This window comes from Paenalcaligenes sp. GW821-LYS-B07-1, from assembly GCF_058803365.1.
The window spans coordinates 160,288-182,610 of sequence record NZ_CM179516.1 but is presented as its reverse complement, the minus strand read 5'-3'; the positions used below and the strand labels follow the sequence as shown (position 1 = coordinate 182,610).

The window sequence follows — 22,323 nt, the reverse complement described above, 5'->3', positions numbered from 1 at the left end:
TGTACCCTGCAGAAATTAGCTAAAGGTATACGCTAGCATAAAGTCTGCAGAGGCGGTGCAGCCACGATGGCATTAGCTACACACGAAATAATAGATGCCATCTGCGCGTTTTTCGCGGCGCAGCTTACCCTCGTACCACAGCGCATGCAAGTGAGCTAAGGCTTCACCCATCGCAAAGGTGAGTTGATGCAGATCCAGCTCGCGCTTAAATAGCACGGGCACCAACCCTGCGGCATTCAGGCCGGCACTACCACAGGCTTCTAAAGTGTCGACCAAACGGTCTTTGTGGTGCTGTTGCAAGTCATCTATGCGGCCATGCAAACCTCTGAACACTTTGCCATGCGACGGCAAAATCAACACATCTTCGGGCAATACACGGTACTCATCCAGAGAGGTCAAAAAGCAGGGCAGTGGATTTGCTTCAGGCTCATGGTCAAACACGCTGACGTTGGTAGAAATACGTGGCAGCATCATGTCGCCAGAAATCAGTACATTCAGCGCTGGGCTGTACAGCGATACGTGCTCTGGCGCATGACCGTAGCCCACAATGATTTCCCATTGGTTAGCACCAATCGTAATGCTGTGACCTGCCATCAAACGGTGGAAGCTGCTGGGCATATCGGACACCAACCCAGGGTAATAGCCCGCGCGTTCTTTGATTTTTTGTTGGGACTCTGGGTCGCTCAAACCGTTACGCCCAAAGTGCGCCGCCGCGTTCTCACCACTTTGCTGCGCTGCTTTGGCATCATGACGACGCTGCGACCACAAACAGGCCACTGTGTAATCCGTCATGCTCATGTACAACGGCGCTTTCCAGTGTTCACACAGCCAGCCTGCCAAGCCCACGTGGTCAGGGTGCATGTGAGTGACCAACACGCGCAATACCGGCAAGCCCTGCAATTGTGTGGCAAACAACTGCTCCCATTGCTCGCGAATCACCTCTTTATTCACGCCGCAATCCACAATCATCCACCCTTGCTGCCCTTCATACTCATCGCGCAACAACCACACGTTGATGTGATTTAAGGCAAATGGTAAGGGTAAGCGAGCCCAAAAAACGCCTGGGGCAACTTCCATGATCTGACTAGGCTCAGGCAATGTGTCACCAAACGGATAGGTCACTGCTTCTTGGGTATCTTGCATTCTGTCTTCTCCAATCATTACGTTCGTGCTGTGCAACAGGCATAATAGGACAGCCCCTTGCCTCAGCCAATCTTTGTTTGCTGAAGCGCACTTTCTGGAACTTTTCACCTTGGTAACACGCAGCCATGTTTGAGTCAGATAGTCCCAGCATCACCCCAGTTTCACCTAAAGGCCCTTCTCCACTGGATATTGCCCAGACCATTCTGAATGGCTTTAACCGCCACTATGCGCTGTTTCGTTACAGTGCGCAGCGTGCCAAAGTACTGTTCGAGTCTGCCGCGTGGCATGCCATACAACATCTGTCTCGTGAGCGCATCGAATATTACGATATACGCGTACGCGAATGTGCCGCCATCCTTAGCTCAGCGCTTAAAGGAAACCGCACCACGCCCGATGAGCATAGCCAACTTACCCATTTGGATGAACCCCAGCACCAATTTTGGCATCAGGTAAAACGGGAATTTGTAGGGCTGTTACGACGTCACCATCAGCCAGAATGTGCAGAAACGTTTTTTAACTCGGTGTCCTGCCGCGTACTGCATCGTAACTATTTCAACAACGATTTCCTCTTTGTACGCCCTGCTATCGCTACCGAATATCTGGATGGTAGCCGCCCTTCGTACCGTGCCTATTACCCGTTAGAACAGGGCTTGGTGCCTACCCTGAAAACCATGATTCAGGATTTTGGCTTGGCCGCCCCGTTCGCGGATTTGCCTGCCGAAGTACGTATCTTGGCGCGCCGCATTGTGCATACGCTGCGCCAACGCTTGCCTGATGATCCCGGCCACCGTTTAGGCCCAGACTGCCAATTCCAAGTCTTAAACTCGCTGTTCTTCCGTAACAAAGGTGCGTATATCGTGGGGCGCTTTATCAACCACGGCAACATTCACCCCTTTGCTATTGCGCTGACACACACCCCCGCTGGTACCATTTCACTGGATGCCTTGTTGGACACCAGTGACGACATCAGTACGCTGTTCAGCTTTACTCGCGCCTATTTCTTGGTGGATATGGAGACTCCATCCGCCTATGTGAATTTCTTGGTGACTTTGCTGCCCCGCAAATCCAAGGCCGAGTTCTACAACGCCATCGGTTTGCAAAAACAAGGGAAAACGCTGTTTTACCGCGATTTTCTCTACCATTTAGCACATTCTAGAGACCAATTCACCTTATCGCCCGGTATTAAAGGGATGGTGATGTGCGTGTTTACCTTGCCGTCGTACCCTTACGTATTCAAGCTGATACGCGACCGCATACGCAAAAGCGGCATGGATCACGCCACTGTCAAGGAACGCTATCAACTGGTGAAAAAACACGACCGTGCAGGGCGTATGGCCGATACCTGGGAATATTCACAAGTAGCCTTACCGCTAGACCGTTTTGACCCTGAATTACTGGAAGAATTGCGCCGTGAAGTACCGTCGCAAATAGAAGAAAGCGACGGTTCACTGGTTTTGCGCCATGTGTACATTGAGCGCCGCATGCTGCCACTGAACTTGTTCTTGTCTCGTGCCAGCGAAAACGCCATTGAAGGCGCGATTAAACAATACGGCGACGCCATACGTGAATTAGCAGCAAACAATATCTTCCCGGGTGATATGCTGTACAAGAACTTTGGCCTTACCCGCTTGGGACGCCTTGTTTTCTATGACTACGATGAAATTCAACGTATGACGGAAATGCAGTTTCGCACCATTCCAGCCGCGCCCAACGAAGAGGCTGAAATGTCCGGCGAACCGTGGTATCCCATTGGTAAGAACGACGTATTTCCCGAAGAATTTGAATACTTTTTGCTGGGCGACCCACGTATCAAAGAAGCCTTCAAAAAGTACCATGCAGAATTGCTGGATGCGCAATGGTGGAATCAATGCCGAGAGCGTGTCGCACAGGGTAGATTAGAGAATATTTATCCCTATCCCCTTACTAAGCGATTAGATAATTGCCGCAGTGCAGCAATTTAATGGATAATGGAGTGACATCAACCTGACTACAACAACCCGAGGAGCTCTTGCCATGTCAGATCCTGTTGTGATTGCTTCGATTGCCCGTACCCCTATGGGTGCCATGATGGGTAGTCTTTCTTCCCTAGCCGCTCACGAACTGGGTGCGGTTGCCATTAAAGCCGCTGTAGAGCGCGCTGGTATTGATCCTGCCCTGATCGACGAAGTGATCATGGGTAACGTACTACAAGCTGGCCAAGGCCAAGCGCCTGCACGCCAAGCCGCTATTGGTGCTGGCCTGCCGAAAAGCGTAGGTGCGACCACCGTACACAAAGTGTGTGGTTCCGGTATGCGTGCTGCCATGTTTGGCCACGATATGCTGGTAGGTGGTAGTGCTGACGTCGTTGTTGCTGGCGGCCAAGAAAGCATGAGCAATGCTCCTTACCTGTTGCTGCGTGGTCGTCAAGGCTACCGCTATGGTCACTCCACTGTGTATGACCACATGGCATTGGACGGCCTAGAAGACGCGTACCAAAAAGGTACAGCGATGGGCCTGTTTGCAGAAAGCTGCGTAGACAAATACCAGTTCACCCGTGAAGAACAAGATGCGTTCACGCTGGAATCTCTGCGCCGTGCCACAGAAGCCAGCAAAGATGGCAGCTTTGCCTTTGAAATCACCCCAGTCACTATAGAAGGCCGCAAAGGCGACACCGTTGTTGATACAGACGAAGCACCTCAACGTGCGATGCCTGAAAAAATCCCAACCTTGCGCCCTGCCTTCAAAAAAGACGGTTCCATCACTGCCGCAACCTCATCCTCCATTTCGGATGGTGCAGCAGCTATGGTATTGATGCGTTCTTCCACCGCTGGCGAGCTGGGTGTAAAACCTTTGGCAAAAATCGTAGGCCACACACAGTTTGCTCATGAGCCAGAGTGGTTCACTACAGCTCCTGTAGGTGCAATTGAAAAACTGCTGAAGAAAACCGGCTGGAAAATTGAAGACGTAGACCTGTTTGAAATCAACGAAGCCTTCGCCGTGGTCACCATGGCTGCTATGAAAGAGCTGAACATCCCTCACGACAAAGTGAACGTTCACGGTGGCGCGACAGCATTGGGTCACCCTATTGGTGCATCCGGTGCGCGTTTGATCGCAACACTGGTAGGTGCGTTGAAACAAAAAGGCCTGAAACGCGGTATTGCTTCTCTGTGTATCGGTGGCGGTGAAGCCGTCGCTATCGCAGTGGAAATGCTGTAATTTACAGCACTGCTATTACCTACAAGCCAGTGTGAAAATGCTGGCGTAAATAGCTGAAAACCTCTGGCAAAACACCAGAGGTTTTTTCGTTTTAGCGCTAAAGACCAAAGCAACACAGGTTATGCGTTAAAATTATTAGCTTGAAGTGTGAAATTGCATTCCTACTGTCCATCCTTATCCCGCTTTCTCTACGAGGAACTCATGCTACTGCGTACCTTGCTGGTGACTCTGGCTACTGCTTTTGCTCTGCAATCACCCATCGCCTCTGCCCAAGTCAAGGTAGGGGTCATTACCTCCTCCACCGGCTCTACTGCCATGGTTGGCATTCCGCAAAACAATACGGTTCCTCTGCTACCTAAGAAAGCTGGCGATCTGGATATCGAATACATTGCGTTGGACGATGCTAGCGTCACCAACCAAACGGTGACTGCTTTCCGTAAGCTGATCTCTGAGCACCAAATCGATGCGTTGATTGGGCCTACTGGCTCTCCGCATGCGATTAGCTTGATCCCTTTTGCCGCAGAATCCGGTACGCCGATTTTGTCGCCAGTGGGTGCTGCTGCTGTGATCTTGCCCATGACGCCAGAGAAAAAGTGGATTTTCAAAACCACGCAGAACGATGACATCATTGGCTCTGCTTTGGTGAAACACATGGTGGACAACGGTGTTAAAACAGCAGGTTTCATTGGTTTTAACGATGCCTACGGCGAAAGCTGGTTGAACGTGTTTAACCAACTGGCTGCTGAAAACGGGATTGAGATTGTCGCTACCGAACGCTATGTGCGTTCAGACAACTCCGTGACAGGCCAAGCACTAAAAGTGTTCTCTGCTAAGCCTGATGCCGTGCTGATCGCCGGTACTGGCGCTGCCGCTGTGCTGCCACAAGTCACCTTGGCAAAACTGGGCTACGAAGGCCAGTTCTACCAAACTCACGGTGCGGCACTGCCTGCGTTCTTGTCGCTGGGTGGCCCTGAAGTAGAAGGCACTGTACTAGCAGCTAGTTTGATGTTGGTGCTGCCTGAAATCGACGACAGCAACCCATCCAAAGCGATTGCTCAAGACTACATTGACCGCTACACCGCCAAATATGGTGAAGCCCCAGCTACCTTTGGTGCGAACGTATTTGATGCAGGCTTGTTGCTAGAAAAAGCAATTCCTGTTGCTGCACAAACAGCTCAACCCGGTACGCCTGAGTTCCGCGCTGCGTTGCGTGATGCATTGGAACAAACCACTGAGCTTGTGGCCACACAAGGTGTGTACAACATGACTCCTGAAGATCACAGCGGCTTTGATGAGCGTGGTCGTGAGATGATCATCGTGAAAGATGGTCAGTGGCGATTACTGAAGTAAACGCCTGATAACTAGCCGGGAAATCCACCAGATTCCCGGCTTTTTTTACGCCTTAAACTCGAAGCATTTATTTACGTGCCGCCACTTCTGCAAGCATAGGCTCCATGCTATGCTGCCCTTAATAAAATTCTTATCGACATAGATATAAGAAAACCTGAATACAGGTATAACAACGGTGGAGCAACATGGAACAACATAGAGTCATCCTCATTACGGGTGCTGGTTCAGGTATTGGTGCGGCCATCGCTCGCACACTCGCCTCTGAACACACCTCCCTTCTCTTACATTCGCGTGGCGCTGATGACAGCAGCAAACAAGCCATGCAACAAGTGCTAGACAGCGTACGCGCCTTGGGTGCTAAAGCGGAGTGCTACTTTGCCGACCTCAACGAACCCCAACAGGCCAAATGTATAGTAGAAACCTGTGTACAAACCTTCGGCACCGTAGACCAAGTCGTCAGCAATGCCGGCCATGCCAGCAAGAAAAACCTGCAAGAAGCGTCGTCTCACGACTTAGCTGAAGCCGTACAAAGCATGGCAGGGGCATTTCTTGAGCTGGTACAAGCCGCTAGACCCTATTTAGAAAAATCCTCCTGTGGCAGCATCGTGCTCACTAGCTCCTTTGTGGCGCACCGCTTCAAACCTGGTGAACTCTACCCCCTCACCGCTGCCGCCAAAGCCACTGCCGAAGCCTTGGCCATGAGCCTTGCCGCAGAACTGGCCGCCACTGGCGTGACCGTCAACTGTGTATTACCTGGCTATACCCTCAAAGACAGCCAACGTTATCCACATGTGGATTGGCAAAATCGCTTACCCATGCCCCCTCTAGGACGTTTTGGCCAACCTGATGACGTAGCTGGCGCAGTAGCTTATTTGCTGAGTTCGCACGCCCGCTATGTGACCGGTCAGAAACTTTCTATAGATGGCGGTTTACGTCTAGGGTAATCGCCCGCTTTTTCCCATTCTGTTTGCCGTAATACGGAGCTATAGGCCTATGTATCAATGGGACTTCAGCCAGGTCTGGCGCTACAAGGAAATCCTGCTGGCAGGTTTGGAATACACCTTGTTTTATACCGTGCTCAGCATTGCTTTCGGGCTAGTGCTGGGTTTGTTTGTCGCACTGGGTCGCATCAGCAGCCCACGTGCATTGGGCATCCCGCTACGCGGAGCCGTAGAATTATTCCGATGCACTCCGTTTCTGGTCATCTTGATCTGGTTCTACTACGCCCTACCCGTACTGATTGATATCAATCTGTCAGCCCCTACTGCGGCGCTACTGGCCCTGTCGTTGTATGGCGCAGCCTTCTACTCGGAAATCATCCGTGCTGGGATTGTGTCTATTGACCCCGGGCAAGTTGAAGCCGCCAAAGCACTAGGCATGCGCAAGTGGCAGGCCTTACGCCGTGTGATCTTGCCGCAAGCGTTCAAACGCATGATCCCACCGTTGATGAACCAGTCTATTTTGCAGCTGAAAAACACCTCATTGGTGTCGGTTCTGGCCGTACCGGACTTGGTGTATCAAGGGCAGCTTATTGCACACGAAACCTACCGCCCACTAGAGGTCTATACCGTGGTGGCCTTGGCGTATTTCGTTGTACTGTTCCCAGCCACCTTGCTGGTGCAGCACATTGAAAACCGTTTGGCTCGCAGCAACTAGGGAGCACGACCATGATTCATGTACGAAATCTGCGCAAAGCGTATGGCGACAATGTGGTGCTTAAAGATATTTCCTTAGAGGTGCCTAAGGGAGCCGTGCTGGCCCTGATAGGCCCATCAGGGTCCGGGAAATCCACCTTGTTACGCTGTTTAAATTTACTGGTACAGCCCGATGGCGGGACAGTACAAGTAGGCGACATACATTTTGACTTCGGCCAAAAAAAGCGCCAACCCAGTGATGCTGAACAAGCGTGCTTTCGCACGTCTACCGGTATGGTGTTTCAGCACTTCAACCTGTTCCCACACATGAACGTGCTGCAAAACGTGATGGAAGGCCCTATCACCGTGCGCAAACACAGTCGCGCACAAGCGGCTGAGCAAGCCAAATCCTTGCTAGAAAAAGTGGGGCTACTACACAAGGCAGAGTTCTTCCCTAACCGTTTATCGGGTGGTGAAAAACAGCGTGTTGCCATTGCGCGTGCCTTGGCAATGCAACCTAGCGTGATGCTGTTTGACGAAGCCACCTCGGCACTAGACCCCGAGTTGGTAGGCGAAGTGCTCAACGTGATGCGCACCTTGGCCCAAGAAGGTATGACCATGGTGATCGTCACGCACGAAATAGAATTCGCTCGTGAAATGGCCGATAGAGTGCTGTTCATGAAAGACGGTGTGGTGGTAGAGGAGGGGCCTGCAAAACTGCTGATAGACAGCCCACAGCAACCCGCTACCCAAGCGTTTCTTAGCCACTTTCACCACGCTAGCCAGCGAGGCGCTCATGCCTGAAACACCTTTACAGACTGTGCTTGCGACTACCTTACCGGATGCCGCTAGCGCCGAGGAAAAGCAGGAGTTCCAGCGCGGGCTGCAACTCATCGCCCAACTGATTGCTCATCAAACACACACGCCTACGGACCCTATTGCTGTGCAATCGGTGTTGGAGTCTACGTCATGATTCCTCGTCATATTGCCGCCTTACAAAAAGCCTACCGCAGTGGCCAATTACGTATCACCGATGTGGTGCAAACGCAGTTGGATCGCATCGCTGAGCAACAACCGCACTTGCACGCCTACATCAGTTGGCATGCTGACAGCGCCTTAAAACAAGCCGCACAACAGCAGAAACAGCTGGAAACCCACCCTAATGCCTTACCCCCACTGTTTGGCGTAGGCCTATCCATCAAAGACAACATGGATGTAGCGGGGATGAAAACCAGTGGCGGTTCATTCTCACAGCAACACCAACCAGCAGCCACACAAGATGCGGCGGCTGTGGCACGGTTACGCGCTGCTGGTGCCATCATTCTGGGCAAAGCCAACTGCCATGAGTTTGCGTTTGGCGGCCCCTCCTTCGACCTGCCTGTCCCCCCTGCGACCAACCCTTGGAAAGCCGGTTACTTTCCGGGTGGATCATCTAGCGGTTCTGGCACCACCGTAGCGGCTGAGCTCTGTATGGCCTCTATTGGTACAGACACAGCAGGTTCTATACGATCACCCAGTACAAACTGCGGCCTAGTGGGGCTAAAACCCACCTATAGTGCGGTGCCCTTAGACGGTGTACGTATGCTCAGCGTCAGTCTGGACCATGCTGGGCCTTTGGCGCATAGCGTGGAAGACTGCGAACGAATTTTCACAGCATTGTGCCCACAGGCTACACGCTCTGCTGCACCCAATCGCCCCATACGGTTAGGAATTCCTACCAGCCACTGGGGGCTGAAAGCCTTACTACAGCCCGAAGTGCACAGCGTGATGGAAGGGGTACAACAGCAGTTGCAAAGCGCAGGTGTAGAGATAGTACCGGTGTCCCTTCCTAGTTTAGAAGCACTGCACACCAGCAGCGCACTCTTAATGATGGCTGAAGTGGCTTACGTATTTGGTCCTAAAGTGCGCCAACACTTTGAGGCATACGGCCAAATTTTCAGAGGTCGCGTTTTAGTAGGAGAAAACATCCCTGCCAGCGCCTATCTGCAAGCCACACAAGACAAGCTACGACTGACCCAAGCCTTGGAACATAGCCTACAAGCGGTAGATGCTTTGCTACTGCCGGGAGCCACAGCGGTAGCCGGTCCGTTGAATCAAGTAGACACGTTCTACTTTCTTACCCAACCCAACCTCAATGCCATTGCCAACTTAAGCGGACAACCCGCCATCGCTTTGCCTAGTGCAATCAGCGAGGAAGGCTTACCTATGGGCATACAACTGCTGGGTAAGCACCACCAAGACCATGCTTTGCTACACATTGCTCAACGCATAGAAACCATTCTTGATTTTGCCCATCAACGGGATCAACACCACGCTGTAACCAGTCCTATAGGAGACAACCATGGACCACTACAATAACGATGCGCCCAATCAGATGTCCCGTCGCCAACTTGCTAAGCTGGCCGCCGCTTCCGCTCTAGGTCTGAGCCTGCCTATTGCCAGTGCAAGTGCTCAGTCCGCCCCCTCAGGCACTGAGTCCACACTGGAGCGTATTCGTCGCACCAAGAAGCTACGCATTGCAGCGCTGGTAGGTGAGCCTCCATACTTCACCCGTGACCCCTTTACCAAAGAATGGTCGGGTGCATCGGTAGAAATGGCTAAGGACATCGCCAAGATTCTGGATGTGGAACTGGAATATGTGGATTCCACCTACGGCAACTCGGTGATACAGCTGCAAACCGGCAAAGTGGACTTGGCGATGGCGCTCACCCCCACCCCACAGCGCGCGTTATCCATTGGTTTCTCGCACCCCACGTATCTGCACCCCTACGGCATTGTGGCGCAGGAAAGTGTTCAAGCCAGTAAATGGGCAGACCTAAACAAGCCTGAAGTGCGCATCGCCGTAGACTTAGGTTCCACACAAGAAATGGCCGCACGCCGCTATGCACCACAAGCCCAAATTACCGCCTTCGCTACACGCGATGAGGTGATGCTAGCGCTGCAAAGCAAGAAAGTGGACTGCGCTGTGTTCGCTGTGCTGCTGGGTCTGACTGCCGTGAAAAAGAACCCTAGCATCGGCAAGTTCTCTATGCTGACTGACCCCATCGTAGGGTTGACCTCTAACTTGGCCTTTGCCAAAGAGACCAATACTGATTGGCGTGACTTCTTAAACGTTTGGGTGGATTACAACCGTGATCTGGGCCAAATCAGTGGCTGGATTCTAGACAGCTTGAAGTTAGCGGGCATTGAGCCTAGCGATATTCCTTCGGACGTCGTGTTCTAAGCCACCCGCTATGGATCCCTACTCATCTTCTCCTGCCGTCACCATTATTGGTGGCGGCATGGTTGGCACTGCCTGCGGCTTGGCGCTGCAAGAGCGTGGGCTATCTGTCACCATTATTGATGCGGGCTACGAACGCGACAAAGCCAGTTTTGGCAACGCCGGCGTCATCAGCAATGGTTCTATCTTTCCCATGGCCAGCGCTGGTATCTGGAAACATTTGCCACGCTACGCGCTGAACCGGGATAACGGCTTGCGTATACGCTATAGCAATCTACCTTTCCTAGCGCCATGGCTGCTGCGCTTTATGGCGAACGCGAACACTCAGCGACGCGAACAAGCCGTAGCTGCACTCGCCCCTTTTACTGCCACGGCACTGAGCTATCACCAAAAGTGGGCGCAACGTACCAGCAGCGAGCACCTTATTCGCCAAGAAGGTTGGCTACGCTTATATAGAAGTGCAGAAGGTTTTGCTGGTAGCGAGGCCGATCGCCTACTGTTTGAACGTCATGGCGTGAAATTCGACGTGTTAGATACACAGGCCTTACGTGAGCTAGAACCTGCGATTAAGCACCCTTTTCACCGCGCTATTTGGCTAACGGAAACCGCTACAGTCGCCACACCCGGTGAGTTACTCTTGGCCTACCAGCAGCTATTCCAGCAACAAGGTGGCCGATGGGTAAACGATCAAGTACAACAGCTACATACAGCCGAAGGCTACATACAGTTGTACGGTAAGCAGCAACATTACAAAAGCCAAACCGTAGTGCTTGCAGCGGGTGCATTAAGTGCGCCTCTGTGCCAACAACTGGGCTACCGTATTCCGCTAGTGGCTGAACGTGGCTATCACGTCAGCCTACCTATGCCCGAAGGCCCAGCCTTACGGCGTGCGGTGTACGATGTGGCTGCAGGCTACGTGGCTGCTCCTATGCAAGATCAGTTGCGCTTACTGAGCGGCGTTGAACTGGCACACCCACAAAGTCGTGCTAATCCTATTCAACTTGAGCGGCTATACCCTGCTGCTCGCGAAGCCTTGGGGCTAGCCCACAGCATGGATACCTCACAGCTATGGGCTGGCAATAGGCCCTCTACCCCCGACAGCTTGCCGGTACTGGGCTTTGCTCCGCGCCATCAACAAGTGCTGTGCGCATTCGGGCACGGCCACATCGGTTTTTCCACAGGCCCTATTACCGGAGAACTGATTGCACGATTGATTTGCCGAGAGCATTTGCCTATGGATATACATCCGTTTAGGGTGGATCGCTTTTAGCCGGATGTAGATACCGCTTTGCTAGTTATGCCAGAAAAAAACGCCCCGTAAGGGGCGTTTTTCTTGGTGTAGCCGTATGTGGTCTAGCTTAGTCCAGCGCTTGTTTGGCTTGGTCGCGCAGCGTATCCATATTGCCGCCCTGACGCACACCTTCCAACCACTGCAAACCTACCTCACTGATTTCCTCTGCCTGTTCAGCTTCAAGGGCAGCACCCACTTTGTGCTCGGCAAAATCAATGATGTTGTTGATGTTTTGCAGTGCGGTTTTCAGCTGAGCATAGTTTTGCTGCATATCCCCAACAGACTGAATATACGCTTCTAGAATATGAAAAGGGTCACGTCTGAACATCATAATTCTGCTCCTAGTTGTTATGCCATGCCTGCCCTGCAAGCACTTCGCAAATGGGTAAATTCTGCTACGCCTAGTACAAAAGCTATTATGCGACAGATTGCCGTATAGAACACCTCAATGCCTACTTGAATTGACCTAGATTGTACTTTTCACTATCATTCAATTAATTTATTGAATGAAAAGCAAAGGCAGATCCTTCTGCTGACACGGCAATGCCAGCGTCCGAATTTCATTCTTTTTGAGTAAGGTAGGCCATCATGGTTCAAGACTTAAACACCAACAATTTCGATCAACTCATTAACCAAACACCCGGTTTGCATGCCGTACGTTTTTGGGCTGAGTGGTGCGGCCCTTGTCGCATGATGGCGCCCATTTATCAACAAGCGGCCGCAGCCTTACACGAGCAAGCACACTTTGCGGAAGTGGATATTGATGCCGTGCCCGAATTGGCGAGCCAGTTCCGCGTGCAAAGTATCCCCACCGTGCTGCTGTTTAAAGATGGGCAGGTCATCGATAAGATGATTGGTGCGGCAAGCCAAACACAACTGCAGCAACTGATACAGCGCCACGCCGCCTAAGCGTTTGCGGCAATCTACGCACAACAGCCTAGCTGCAGTAGCTAGGCTGTTGTGTGTTGGATGTCAATAATGCTCAAGCACTCGCCTGCTAGCTAATCAATGGCGTTAACAACAGCGCCAATACGGTAGCGGTCAGCAAGCGCATCACAATACCCAAAATAGCGGCCTTCATGGCTTCTTTCTCGGTCAGATCCGAGCTTTCAGCCCACACCACTGGAATCTGGCCAAACACCGCCGAGAGCGGCAAGCCTGACGATGCCAAAATGAACGAGCCCACTACCAACGACGGATCTAAACCACTAGCCATCGCCTGCAGTTTACCCATCGCCAACGTGGGGCTCACCAGCACGGCCAACACCCCTGTTTCTGGGTGAATATTCAACGCCAACATCGCGCGCTCTAACAATGCATTCACTGGTTGCCAGATACCCATGTGATCCAGCAACCCGATCACACAGAACACCAATGCCACAGCTGGAATCAAAATCAAAAACAGCAGTTCTACACCCTCACGTGCGGCTTTGAACAGCATGGGTGCAAAGTCGGTATCAGGTGTGAACTTAGGAGCAGTCAGCAAATCTACCGACTTCACATTGCGATACACCAACTTGGACAGAATCAATGGCGACAGCAAGAGTGGGCCAAAAATGGCAATCATCACCACCGCAAACACGTTTACGCCCGCGAAGGTCAGCGCCATCATCCCCAACATAAAGGTAGAAAAGGATTGCTGCGATTGCACCATGGTGGCCACGGCAATTTTTTGTTCATCTTTGGTCGCTCCTGCTTGACGCAGCAACGGACCAGAAATACGTCCTGCCGCATTGATATCGCCAAAAATGTTGTAGACGCTAGGAATAATTACCGCTGGATTAATACCTATCCAACGCATACCCGGCATAAACACCCGCATCATCGCATCGGTAAAGCCTAAACGCTCAAGCAACCTACCGATAATCACACTAATAATGACGGCTATACCCACTTGGCCAGTTAAAAATACGTCAACAACAACCGGCTTAACTGTATTCAACACCGTATCAAATGCTCCCGACAATGTGCCGGGAAAGAAAAACAGGGTCAACATTGCCAGACCCAACAGTGCCAAACCTATACCTTCTATACGCTCCATCGGCCTGCGGCTGCCTGTTGGGGTATGCGTTACTTTATCTATTTCTATAATCTTATTATTCATGTCTCTCTCCAGCCTAAGGGAAAGTTAGTGGAAACTCAAAACGTTCTTACCCATTAAATGGGCGGCCGAAACATGTTGTGCATACTCGCGCAGACGTTCTGTCCCCACTTGGTGCACGGGTGTGGAGGTCACCCTGTCTCGGAACATCACCACCTCTACACCCTCCAATAACGCACTCAAGGCATACGCCAATGGCAATCCGTTTTCTAAGATTTCCAATACATGGCTATTGCCCACCATAAAATTCAGTCCCAGCTCTTGGGCACAAGCGATCAACTCATGGCCGTCGTACACGCGACTAATAGACGCCAACACAGTATCTACATCGGGGTTTTCAGCGATGGCCTGACGCAGATGCTCAGGGCTAAAACCCGTGTGCGGGAAAATATGCAAAATTCGGCTTACCGGGCTATCTGGACGCCCTACGCGTATAGCGCCGCGTGTCAGCAAACTGGTTTCTTGGATATTGTCGTTGTTCTTGATACGGCGTTCGCTCAGCAATAGCTGTTCCTCCATATCCAAGCCCATGAAACTATCCAACCGTGCCAACATATCGCCCATGGTGCGTATGCCTTCTAAAGGCTCACCCACAAACATCACGTTGCCGTGTACACCGCCGTAGCTGATATTGCTTTTCTGTACTTTGTGACCGTGCAAATAGGCAATACCAGGATGCAAACCATGAAATGCCTCATGGCATTCCAACGCGGCAATACCGTACAAATTCAGGTAATCACGCAATGTCACACCACCACAACTGGCTGCGTCAGCAATAGGGTGATGCGCCACAATCGCATCTACACCAGTAGCCCCTGCCAACTCAATGCTGAGTTCGGTCATGGTCATACATACGGCTACTTTGCGTATTGGTTTGTTGGCATCGCCGTGTATCAGTCCAGGAATTTCCAGCACCTCCTTGCCGTAAATGCCCGATGACTTCCAAATCACAAAGGGGTGATTGCCATGTTTGACTTCGTCCATACAGGACACCATGCGCCCGCCTGTGATTACATTCAGTGCGTCTAGCAAATCGCCTACACATGTCATATCGCTTGTCTCCAAAATAAAAAGCCGGCCTCAAGCCCTGGTCATAACCAGAGTTCGAGGCCGGCGGTATAGTTGTACTTATTGTTGGCGGCTTCTACAGCACTAGCGGCCACACCCAACGGTGAGCACCTAGGCCGTCAAAGCACAACAAGACTTCGTACCAGTCGGCTTGTACGACAAGGATCAAATTCAGCATACCAACAGCGTTAGTCTGTCTGCGTTTGAGCCTCTTTTCTCAGCAGTATCACGGTAGAGGACAACTGGGCCACAGCATCGTAATCTTTGAATATGGCCAAGGTGTCTAACCCGTACTGCTGTAGCAAAACCTGTTTCATCTCCTTTTTGAATGCCTTAATCAGGTAGAGGTCGGCTAAATCAGCAATATGTGCGTTTTCTCGACTTAAGGTATCCAACACAGATTGACGCTTATGTATGGCCAACATGTTGATACGATCATCCTGCACATCTATTTTTAGCGTCACCACGCCTGAAGCAAAAATGGTGCTGTTGATACGGTTGTAGTCCCGGGTCAATGCCTGCTTGAACTCGCCTACTGAAGAAAAGCCTGCTATCCCCATTTCCTACTCCATTACCGCTACAACGTATTTGCACCAATTCCGTTTTATACACGGAAAAACGCAGCACAGCACTTAGTGCTTTCACGCTCTGTCACCATGTAACGGTGACGTCTCCCCGCACAAAAGTTTGGCAGGCCATACGATAGCCTTGCTGCAAATCCTCAGTGCTTAGATGCTTATGTTCTTTGGCTTTCACCTCGTCGGTATTATCCACGCCTTCGGTGATACGACATTTGCAGGTACCACAGATCCCGCCACCACATTTGAAGGGAATTCCGCCCCGCTCACGTATAGACACACGCAGCAGATTGCTGTTTTCTGCGGCTGACACCACCAAATCATTATTGGAAGCAAAGGTTATTTGAACCATAGTTACATCTACCTCTTAAACACTCAACGCACACTCACGCAGTTCGGCCTTAATCGTGCCAAACTGGGTCAGTCCGTAAATCTCGTCATACGCTGCTTGCTGCGTTTGGAATTTTTCCATCTGGCGGGTGGTGATATTGTTGATCGTGCCCCCTTCGATTTCTTCCACAATCCGCACTCTGGATACTTCTTGAATACGGGCAATCGTAAAAATGGCTTTGAGTCGCCCGTGAAAATAGTATTCATAAGCAGCTACTGGCTCTACACCTACGCCTGCCTCGCTGCGGTATTCACCCGGTTTGCTGGTCAGTACCACATACATTATTCGCTCTCCACGGTGACAGGCTGTTCCAAGGTAATGTCTTCGTTAATCCAAAGCTGGCAAGTCAAACGCCACCCTTGCTCTAGCCTGTCGCCTAATTGTTTTTTCTCTTTCCAGTTCGCGGCGGGCAGGTGCTCGGCACCCTCTAACACCTTGCACGCGCACTTCGCGCATTTACCCATCCCGCAGCCATAACTCAGGTGCGGAAAGGGGAATTGCTTGATGCCAGCACGCACTACCAAGTTGGTATTGGCTTGCACCTCTCCCACGTGAACCTGATCATCTTTATGAAATGTGATGGTTGGCATAAGGCCTCCTGCTTACTACCAAATCTGCTGCCGGATTATCAGCCCGATCGCAACGAAATCCACAAACGGTATACCAGATTATTTTTCACCCTAAAAATTGGGTGAAATTTCTGCTTTTTCTTTACAAAACACCTAAATTTGAGTAGAAACCCTAATTGCGGTATACTTAATTCAGTACAACAACGTGTAGACCATCATGAAAAATCCCGTCGAACTGCGCTATCTAGAGCGTCCCATCGGCGAACAGTTGCAGCCCTACTTCGCTCAACGCCAACAATTGCGCCAACGTATTCCTCTGATTAATCTGCCTCGTTTATCTGATCTGTTTCGCTCCAAAGCTAAACAGCCTTAAGCAGGCAATGCTTGGCTATCCGCTTGGAAGTTAAACGCATCGGCATACAGGTATTGGCTGTCTGCCCCTTGCAGTCCAAATAAGGCTCTAGCCTCGTCGATCATGGCGGGTGAACCGCACAAATACACAGCGTGCTCGGACAAATCAGGGAAGTCCTCACATACTTGATGCTGTACATACCCGCGTGCGCCCGTCCAGCTGTCATCAGCGTTGGACAACACCGGCACAAACTGGAATTCGAACAGTCGATCTGCCCATGCCGCGATTTCTTCTGCTAGGTACAGGTCTTCGGCGTTACGCATGCCCCAGTACACACTGATAGGCGGGCAATCGTCGTTATCCAATAACGATTCCAAAATTGCTTTGATAGGTGCAATACCGGTACCGGTAGCCACCATCACCATGGGTCGCCAATCTTTTTCACGCCAGTAGAACTGCCCCAGAGGCAGCATCAACCGCAAGGTGTCGCCCGTCTGTAATGTGGGTAAACGCTGTTGAGTAAAACGCCCGCCTGCTATCTCACGTATATGCAGCTCTACCACTCCGTTAGCAGCGTTTGCACTGGCCATAGAAAAACTACGAGTACGACCATCCTCACACAACACATTCAAATATTGACCGGGTCGGTAGTCCATCACCACGCCTTCAGGCAATTGCAAACGCACGCGCCAGATACCGGTACATGCACGTTCCACCGTTAGGACAGTCGCATCTACTTCCTGCGCCTCGGCCAGTTCATCTTGGTGATTAGCCAAGCTAATCTCTATATCGCCAACCAACCGTGCCTGACACGCTGCGGCCATGCCAGCAGCGTGCTCATCATCAGCCACACTCATGGGCAAGCAGTCATCTTCATACTGCACTTGCCCTTGAGTGACATGGATACGGCACGTGCCACAGCCACCAAACTCGCAATCACTGTGTATGCGTATGCCTTGCCGCTTGGCGGCATGCAATACGGTTTCTTCCGGCTCTACCCAGAAGTGTTCACCGGTTTCCCGTACATTGACACGATGCGCCATATCCTTGCTCCCTTCTTACTTCTTGATGTCAGCCTGTACCAGCACATCCAGCCCTTCAGCTTTCAGCGCATCGGACAAGGCTTGCAACGCGGCTACACCCGCTGCGGTATCTTGCTCACCATTACCGCCACTCAGCCCAATACCACCAACCACTTCGCCATTAATCACTACTGGGAAACCACCCACAAATGCAGCGAAACGGCCTTCAAAACTCAGCTGAATACCAAAAGCTTCATTGCCTGGTAGGGCGGGGCCATTAGGTGCAGTGGTGAACAGGTGCGTAGAACGTTTGTGGCCAGCTGCAGTAAACGCTTTGTTCCACGCAATTTGTGGGCCAGTAATACGTGCGCCATCCATACGTTCTAAGGCAATGGGATAACCGCCTTCGTCCACCACGCAAATAGTTTCCAACACGCCAATTTCTTTGGACTTGGCGATAGCCGCTTCCACCATCAAACGGGCTTCACGCTGTTCAAGACGCAGAATTTTTTTCATATCACTTCTCAACCTTTGGTTTACAAAACATCAAATACCGCGATAGACGGTTTTGATTTGGGTATAAAACTCCAAGCCACCTCGGCCCGACTCGCGGAATGTAGAGGTACTGGATTGCTTCAAACCACCAAATGGCGCATTCATTAAATTGCCAGTGGTAGTGCGATTGATCTTGACCGTGCCGGCTTCTATGTCGGTAGTGAAACGGTGTGCGTATTCCGCGCTACGCGTCACAATGGCGGCCGACAAGCCGTATTCGGTATCGTTTGCCATGGCTAAGGCTTGCTCGTAGTTCTCGAATTCCAGCACTGCAATCACTGGCCCAAAAATTTCTTCGCGAGCAATACGCATGTTTTGGGTAACGTCGGTAAAGATGGCTGGCGTCATGTAGAAACCGTGGGCAAAATCGCCCTCAGTCAAACGGTCACCTCCACACAAGTGTGTAGCTTCTTGCTTACCAATTTGCACGTATTCCAAAATGCTTTCTAACTGGCCACGCGTAGCAATAGGGCCCAAGTCTGGGTTGGCTGTCAGACCATTTCCTACCGTCAGCACCTGTACTTTTTCTAGCAACTTACGTGTGAATTCTGCTTTGACGCCACGCTGCACTAGCACGCGACTGGTACCAGTACATGCTTGGCCGCTTAACGAAAAACCGCCTTGGATCACCAGCTTCACCGCCAAATCCAGATCAGCATCTTCCATCACGATGAGCGGGTTTTTGCCGCCCAACTCCATTTGCGTACGCGTGCTCATGCGCGCTTGTCGGCAAATGTCTTCGCCCGCTTTGGTAGAACCTGTAAATGAAATCGCACGCACTTCAGGCGACTTCACCAGTACAGGGCCTACTTCGCCTGCACGTCCATGCACCAAGTTCAACACCCCTGCTGGAATACCAGCGTGAGCAAAGGCCTCGCACAAGTAATAGCCTGTTAATGGCGTGTCGGATGACGGCTTGAATACCACGGTATTACCGGTGATCAGTGCGGGGGCAATCTTACGAGCAGGAATAGAAATGGGGAAATTCCACGGTGCAATCACCGACACCACACCCAGCGGTTCGCGCTGTGTATAAACCAGTTGCTGCGCATCGTCCTGTGGAAAAGTTTCGCCCGTGTAGGTTTGGCCTTCCACTGCGTAAAAACGCAAAGTCTGTGCTGAACGGGTCACTTCCATTTTGCTTTGCGCAAGCGTCTTACCTTCTTCGCGCGTTAGCCCTGCTGCAATGCGTTCTACATTGGCATCCAAGTAGGCTGCCGCCTTGTCCAAAATACGTGCACGCGTCGAAATAGGTGTAGCGCGCCATGCTGCAAAAGCAGCTTGGGCAGCCGCTACCGCCTGCTGCGCATCTTCAGCGGTTGAAACCGGAAAGCTGCCCACTACGTCGCGCTGATCAGCCGGGTTTAGATTAGGCTGTGTACGCCCGCTGCTGCTGGGTTGCCACTGTCCGTTGATATAGTTCTCGAACACAACATCGTTAAGATTTTCCACCGCTCTACTTCCTTTGTTGCTGTACTGGCGGGCAGCCCATCTGCCCGCCGGTGTGTATCCACTACTTACGCTGCTTCCAGTTCCAATTCCTGCAAACTGATTTCGTCTTTTACGTAGTCGTTGTACAGAGCGGTGGTGTACAGCAAGCGCATTTCTGCACCGATTTCACAAATACGCAGACAGCGCTGTTGCAGTTCAACCGTGTTGGCGTGTTCCAGCACGATTTGGTAGCCACGCTCACCGTGAATTTCGTCAGACACAATGTGCAGATCAAAGAACTCCACTTCTTCGTCGGTGAAACCGTATTTCTCACGCAAGGTAGGGGTTTGTTTGCGGTAGATAGATGGCACTTGTGATTCCAAACCCACCACCAAACCGGCTACCGCCACGACTGGATCTTCACGCATCGCGATCGCGTAGCACCAGGCTTGCAACGCACGTGTAGTGGCGTTCATGTTGTCTGGGTTTTCGATGCGAGCGCGGGATGTGCCACATGCCTCACCAAAACGAATCAGCAAATCAGTGTGACGATCGCCACCGATTTCTTCTTCGTACATGTTGGCCAGCAAGAAGTCTTTGGCTTCTACAAATTCTGCGGGTGTACGTGCGTACAAGTAGCCCAAGTAATCGGCAAATGGGCCTACATAGTGGTAGTGGTTCTCTGCCCAACGCGCCAAGTGCTCGCGGCTAAGTTTGCCGCTGGCCCATGCAATGCTGAATGGAGATTTGTTGGCGCTTTTGCCTTTGATGGCAGTTTCCAATGCGGCGCGAAATTCGTCGCGGTTCAATAGTTTTTCCATGACTGTTTCCCTTTTTAAAAACATCGCCCTACGGCAGCTGACTAAAACATGAAGCTTAAATTATTTAAGAATATTGTATACGGTATACAATTTAAGAAAGTAGGGAATTACCCTGCCTGTTTAGCGTCATGCAACCGCTACGCAACCATCCTTTCTGGAGTCTGAAACAGCCTGCAAACGGCCATCTGCTTGGCGTTGTACGGCTTGAGCACCACCAAAATCACTGCGTCCAGCTAATTCACCTACGCCCGGATCCGGTTCAGAAAAACCGTGGTTGCGTAAGAAAGTTGCGCACTGCGCATCAAAACCTCGCTCTACCGCAAGGCGTCCAGCCGCTTCTAAGCGCCAACGCGGTGCATACACCGCTTCGTCTAGCGGGCAGCGATCACGCAGCACTTTGGTCCATATCTGTATTTGCCCTTGAGGTTGCATCAAGCCCCCTACCACCCCCAAACCCATGTAAAACTGGCCGTTTTTCAGCGCCATGGCGGGCACAACCGTGTGATAAGGCCGTTTATGAGGCCCAGGTTCATTCACATGCCCCGGTGCTGAAAAGCCAAAACCTCGGTTTTGCAGCACAAAGCCACAACCTGGTACGGCATACCCTGAACCAAAGCGTTTAAAGATGCTGGACATCAGTGTGACCGCCAAACCATCGCTGTCTACCACCACGGTGCATACCGTGTTGCCTGCCGGGTCGCACACCACACGCGCCGCATGTGCCATGGCGTGTTCTGTGGCCTGTACTAGTGCAAGTTCTGCCTCTGGAGCGCTGCGATCGCGTTCCTCCCACACCTGCTTGACCGCTTCTAGCACTGCCATACCGTGGGTATTAGGTGGGCACTCGTAGAGGGTGTAATCGTCTAGTGTCACACTCACTGGTTCACAGAAAAAGCCCTGGTGACGCTTGAAATCCTCTGCTCGCAGTAAGCCACCTACTGCCAACATGGCTCGCTCTGCTTGTAGCGCTACCTCGCCCAGATAGAATGCATCTGGCCCCTCATCGGCTATAGCCTGCAACACAGCGGCTAACTCGGTGTTTTTGAATTGCTCACCAGCGCTATAAGGCTGACCAGCCCTATACAGCGCCGCGCTAACTGGATCTTTATGCAGCACAAAATCAAAGATCTTCCATTCCTGTGCGGCTACTTTGGCAACCTCAAAGCCTTCTTGCGCCAAGTGAATCGCATCGTCGAACAACTGCCGCCACGGCAACCGCCCATAGCGCTGATGCACGTCATACCAGCCGCGCACCAAGCCGGGCGTGGTGATAGACAATACGTGGCGCTCTGGGATGCGCTGGTTAGGTAAAGAATGCACATGCTCGGTAGTCAGCAGCAGCGGCGCTGCACCACTGCCGTTATAGGACACTGGTGCTTCTCCCGGCTTGGCAAGCATCGCCAACAAGTCACCGCCTATGCCTGTAGCCATGGGCTCTACCACGCCCATCACCACATCGGCAGCAATGGCCGCATCCACCGCACTACCACCTTGTTGCAGCATAGTGCGGGCCGCTTTGGCGGCCAGTGGGTGGCCGGTCGCCACGGCCCACCGGTCACCTACAGCCGATTTCTGTATGGATGAAAAATCGCTACTTTGCAT

Annotated in this window: 25 protein-coding genes; 12 read left to right on the top strand and 13 right to left on the bottom strand. The window is 51.7% G+C overall.

Annotated elements, in window-relative coordinates; all coding sequences use genetic code 11:
• Positions 1-72: 72 nt before the first annotated feature.
• Positions 73-1,143: an MBL fold metallo-hydrolase gene (locus tag AC3QL0_RS00865; protein ID WP_493009645.1), complete on the bottom strand. Its 1,071-nt coding sequence runs from the start codon at positions 1,141-1,143 to the stop codon at positions 73-75.
• A 125-nt stretch (positions 1,144-1,268) separates the two neighbouring features.
• On the opposite strand from AC3QL0_RS00865, the gene aceK reads away from it, so the two are divergent.
• The 10 genes from aceK (at position 1,269) to AC3QL0_RS00815 (ending at position 11,812) form a co-directional block, all read left to right on the top strand.
• Positions 1,269-3,104, top strand: coding sequence for a bifunctional isocitrate dehydrogenase kinase/phosphatase (gene aceK / locus AC3QL0_RS00860; RefSeq protein WP_493009644.1), 1,836 nt, complete (start codon positions 1,269-1,271; stop codon positions 3,102-3,104).
• Between the two features lie 52 nt (positions 3,105-3,156).
• A complete protein-coding gene (locus AC3QL0_RS00855; protein WP_493009643.1) occupies positions 3,157-4,338 on the top strand; it encodes an acetyl-CoA C-acyltransferase in 1,182 nt (393 codons plus the stop codon).
• Positions 4,339-4,539: 201 nt separating this feature from the next.
• The gene (locus tag AC3QL0_RS00850) at positions 4,540-5,688 is read left to right on the top strand and encodes an ABC transporter substrate-binding protein (RefSeq protein WP_493009642.1); all 1,149 of its coding nucleotides are present in this window, start codon (positions 4,540-4,542) and stop codon (positions 5,686-5,688) included.
• A 185-nt stretch (positions 5,689-5,873) separates the two neighbouring features.
• On the top strand, positions 5,874-6,632 hold the full coding sequence (locus AC3QL0_RS00845; protein ID WP_493009641.1) for an SDR family NAD(P)-dependent oxidoreductase: 759 nt from the start codon (positions 5,874-5,876) through the stop codon (positions 6,630-6,632).
• A gap of 49 nt (positions 6,633-6,681) precedes the next feature.
• Positions 6,682-7,344, top strand: a complete 663-nt coding sequence (locus AC3QL0_RS00840; RefSeq protein WP_135866911.1) for an amino acid ABC transporter permease — start codon at positions 6,682-6,684, stop codon at positions 7,342-7,344.
• Positions 7,345-7,355: 11 nt separating this feature from the next.
• Entirely contained in the window at positions 7,356-8,126 is a 771-nt protein-coding gene (locus tag AC3QL0_RS00835; RefSeq protein WP_493009640.1) for an amino acid ABC transporter ATP-binding protein, read from the top strand.
• Complete coding sequence (locus AC3QL0_RS00830) at positions 8,119-8,295, top strand: hypothetical protein (RefSeq protein ID WP_493009639.1); 177 nt, start codon at positions 8,119-8,121, stop codon at positions 8,293-8,295. Before AC3QL0_RS00835 ends, AC3QL0_RS00830 begins: the two co-directional genes overlap by 8 nt.
• Positions 8,292-9,680 (top strand): amidase, encoded by a 1,389-nt coding sequence (locus AC3QL0_RS00825; RefSeq protein ID WP_493009638.1) that lies wholly within the window; start codon positions 8,292-8,294, stop codon positions 9,678-9,680. Before AC3QL0_RS00830 ends, AC3QL0_RS00825 begins: the two co-directional genes overlap by 4 nt.
• Positions 9,664-10,545 carry a transporter substrate-binding domain-containing protein gene (locus tag AC3QL0_RS00820; protein ID WP_493009637.1) on the top strand — a complete coding sequence of 294 codons (882 nt, stop codon included), beginning with the start codon at positions 9,664-9,666 and terminating at the stop codon, positions 10,543-10,545. The genes AC3QL0_RS00825 and AC3QL0_RS00820 overlap by 17 nt, the downstream gene beginning before the upstream one ends.
• Before the next feature lie 10 nt (positions 10,546-10,555).
• Positions 10,556-11,812 carry an NAD(P)/FAD-dependent oxidoreductase gene (locus AC3QL0_RS00815; protein WP_493009636.1) on the top strand — a complete coding sequence of 419 codons (1,257 nt, stop codon included), beginning with the start codon at positions 10,556-10,558 and terminating at the stop codon, positions 11,810-11,812.
• An 88-nt stretch (positions 11,813-11,900) separates the two neighbouring features.
• Here AC3QL0_RS00815 and AC3QL0_RS00810 read toward each other — a convergent pair whose 3' ends face one another.
• The gene (locus tag AC3QL0_RS00810; protein WP_493009635.1) at positions 11,901-12,164 is read right to left on the bottom strand and encodes a hypothetical protein; all 264 of its coding nucleotides are present in this window, start codon (positions 12,162-12,164) and stop codon (positions 11,901-11,903) included.
• A 257-nt stretch (positions 12,165-12,421) separates the two neighbouring features.
• Between AC3QL0_RS00810 and trxA the strand changes: the two genes are divergently transcribed.
• A complete protein-coding gene (gene trxA, locus AC3QL0_RS00805; protein ID WP_493009634.1) occupies positions 12,422-12,742 on the top strand; it encodes a thioredoxin in 321 nt (106 codons plus the stop codon).
• A gap of 88 nt (positions 12,743-12,830) precedes the next feature.
• Here the strand turns inward: trxA and AC3QL0_RS00800 are convergent, their stop codons facing one another.
• The 6 genes from AC3QL0_RS00800 to AC3QL0_RS00775 all read right to left on the bottom strand — a co-directional run bounded on the left by AC3QL0_RS00800 (position 12,831) and on the right by AC3QL0_RS00775 (position 16,561).
• Entirely contained in the window at positions 12,831-13,937 is a 1,107-nt protein-coding gene (locus tag AC3QL0_RS00800) for a hypothetical protein (protein WP_493009633.1), read from the bottom strand.
• Between the two features lie 24 nt (positions 13,938-13,961).
• Positions 13,962-14,984 (bottom strand): Nif3-like dinuclear metal center hexameric protein, encoded by a 1,023-nt coding sequence (locus AC3QL0_RS00795; RefSeq protein WP_493009632.1) that lies wholly within the window; start codon positions 14,982-14,984, stop codon positions 13,962-13,964.
• Positions 14,985-15,190: 206 nt separating this feature from the next.
• Entirely contained in the window at positions 15,191-15,562 is a 372-nt protein-coding gene (locus AC3QL0_RS00790) for a DUF2294 domain-containing protein (protein WP_493009631.1), read from the bottom strand.
• A gap of 91 nt (positions 15,563-15,653) precedes the next feature.
• Entirely contained in the window at positions 15,654-15,932 is a 279-nt protein-coding gene (locus AC3QL0_RS00785; protein ID WP_493009630.1) for a 2Fe-2S iron-sulfur cluster-binding protein, read from the bottom strand.
• A gap of 15 nt (positions 15,933-15,947) precedes the next feature.
• Positions 15,948-16,253, bottom strand: a complete 306-nt coding sequence (locus tag AC3QL0_RS00780; RefSeq protein ID WP_493009629.1) for a ferredoxin — start codon at positions 16,251-16,253, stop codon at positions 15,948-15,950.
• Entirely contained in the window at positions 16,253-16,561 is a 309-nt protein-coding gene (locus AC3QL0_RS00775) for a 2Fe-2S iron-sulfur cluster-binding protein (protein WP_493009628.1), read from the bottom strand. The genes AC3QL0_RS00780 and AC3QL0_RS00775 overlap by 1 nt, the downstream gene beginning before the upstream one ends.
• Before the next feature lie 196 nt (positions 16,562-16,757).
• On the opposite strand from AC3QL0_RS00775, the gene AC3QL0_RS00770 reads away from it, so the two are divergent.
• Positions 16,758-16,913, top strand: coding sequence for a hypothetical protein (locus AC3QL0_RS00770; protein ID WP_493009627.1), 156 nt, complete (start codon positions 16,758-16,760; stop codon positions 16,911-16,913).
• Here the strand turns inward: AC3QL0_RS00770 and AC3QL0_RS00765 are convergent.
• From AC3QL0_RS00765 to AC3QL0_RS00745, 5 genes are all read right to left on the bottom strand, one after another.
• On the bottom strand, positions 16,910-17,935 hold the full coding sequence (locus AC3QL0_RS00765) for a 2Fe-2S iron-sulfur cluster-binding protein (RefSeq protein WP_493009626.1): 1,026 nt from the start codon (positions 17,933-17,935) through the stop codon (positions 16,910-16,912). The genes AC3QL0_RS00770 and AC3QL0_RS00765 overlap by 4 nt on opposite strands.
• Before the next feature lie 15 nt (positions 17,936-17,950).
• Positions 17,951-18,430: a GlcG/HbpS family heme-binding protein gene (locus AC3QL0_RS00760; protein WP_135865206.1), complete on the bottom strand. Its 480-nt coding sequence runs from the start codon at positions 18,428-18,430 to the stop codon at positions 17,951-17,953.
• Positions 18,431-18,460: 30 nt separating this feature from the next.
• Positions 18,461-19,921 carry an aldehyde dehydrogenase family protein gene (locus AC3QL0_RS00755; RefSeq protein ID WP_493009625.1) on the bottom strand — a complete coding sequence of 487 codons (1,461 nt, stop codon included), beginning with the start codon at positions 19,919-19,921 and terminating at the stop codon, positions 18,461-18,463.
• A gap of 65 nt (positions 19,922-19,986) precedes the next feature.
• Positions 19,987-20,721: an iron-containing redox enzyme family protein gene (locus AC3QL0_RS00750; RefSeq protein ID WP_135865202.1), complete on the bottom strand. Its 735-nt coding sequence runs from the start codon at positions 20,719-20,721 to the stop codon at positions 19,987-19,989.
• 126 nt (positions 20,722-20,847) lie between these two features.
• Positions 20,848-22,323 carry a gamma-glutamyltransferase family protein gene (locus tag AC3QL0_RS00745; protein WP_493009624.1) on the bottom strand — a complete coding sequence of 492 codons (1,476 nt, stop codon included), beginning with the start codon at positions 22,321-22,323 and terminating at the stop codon, positions 20,848-20,850.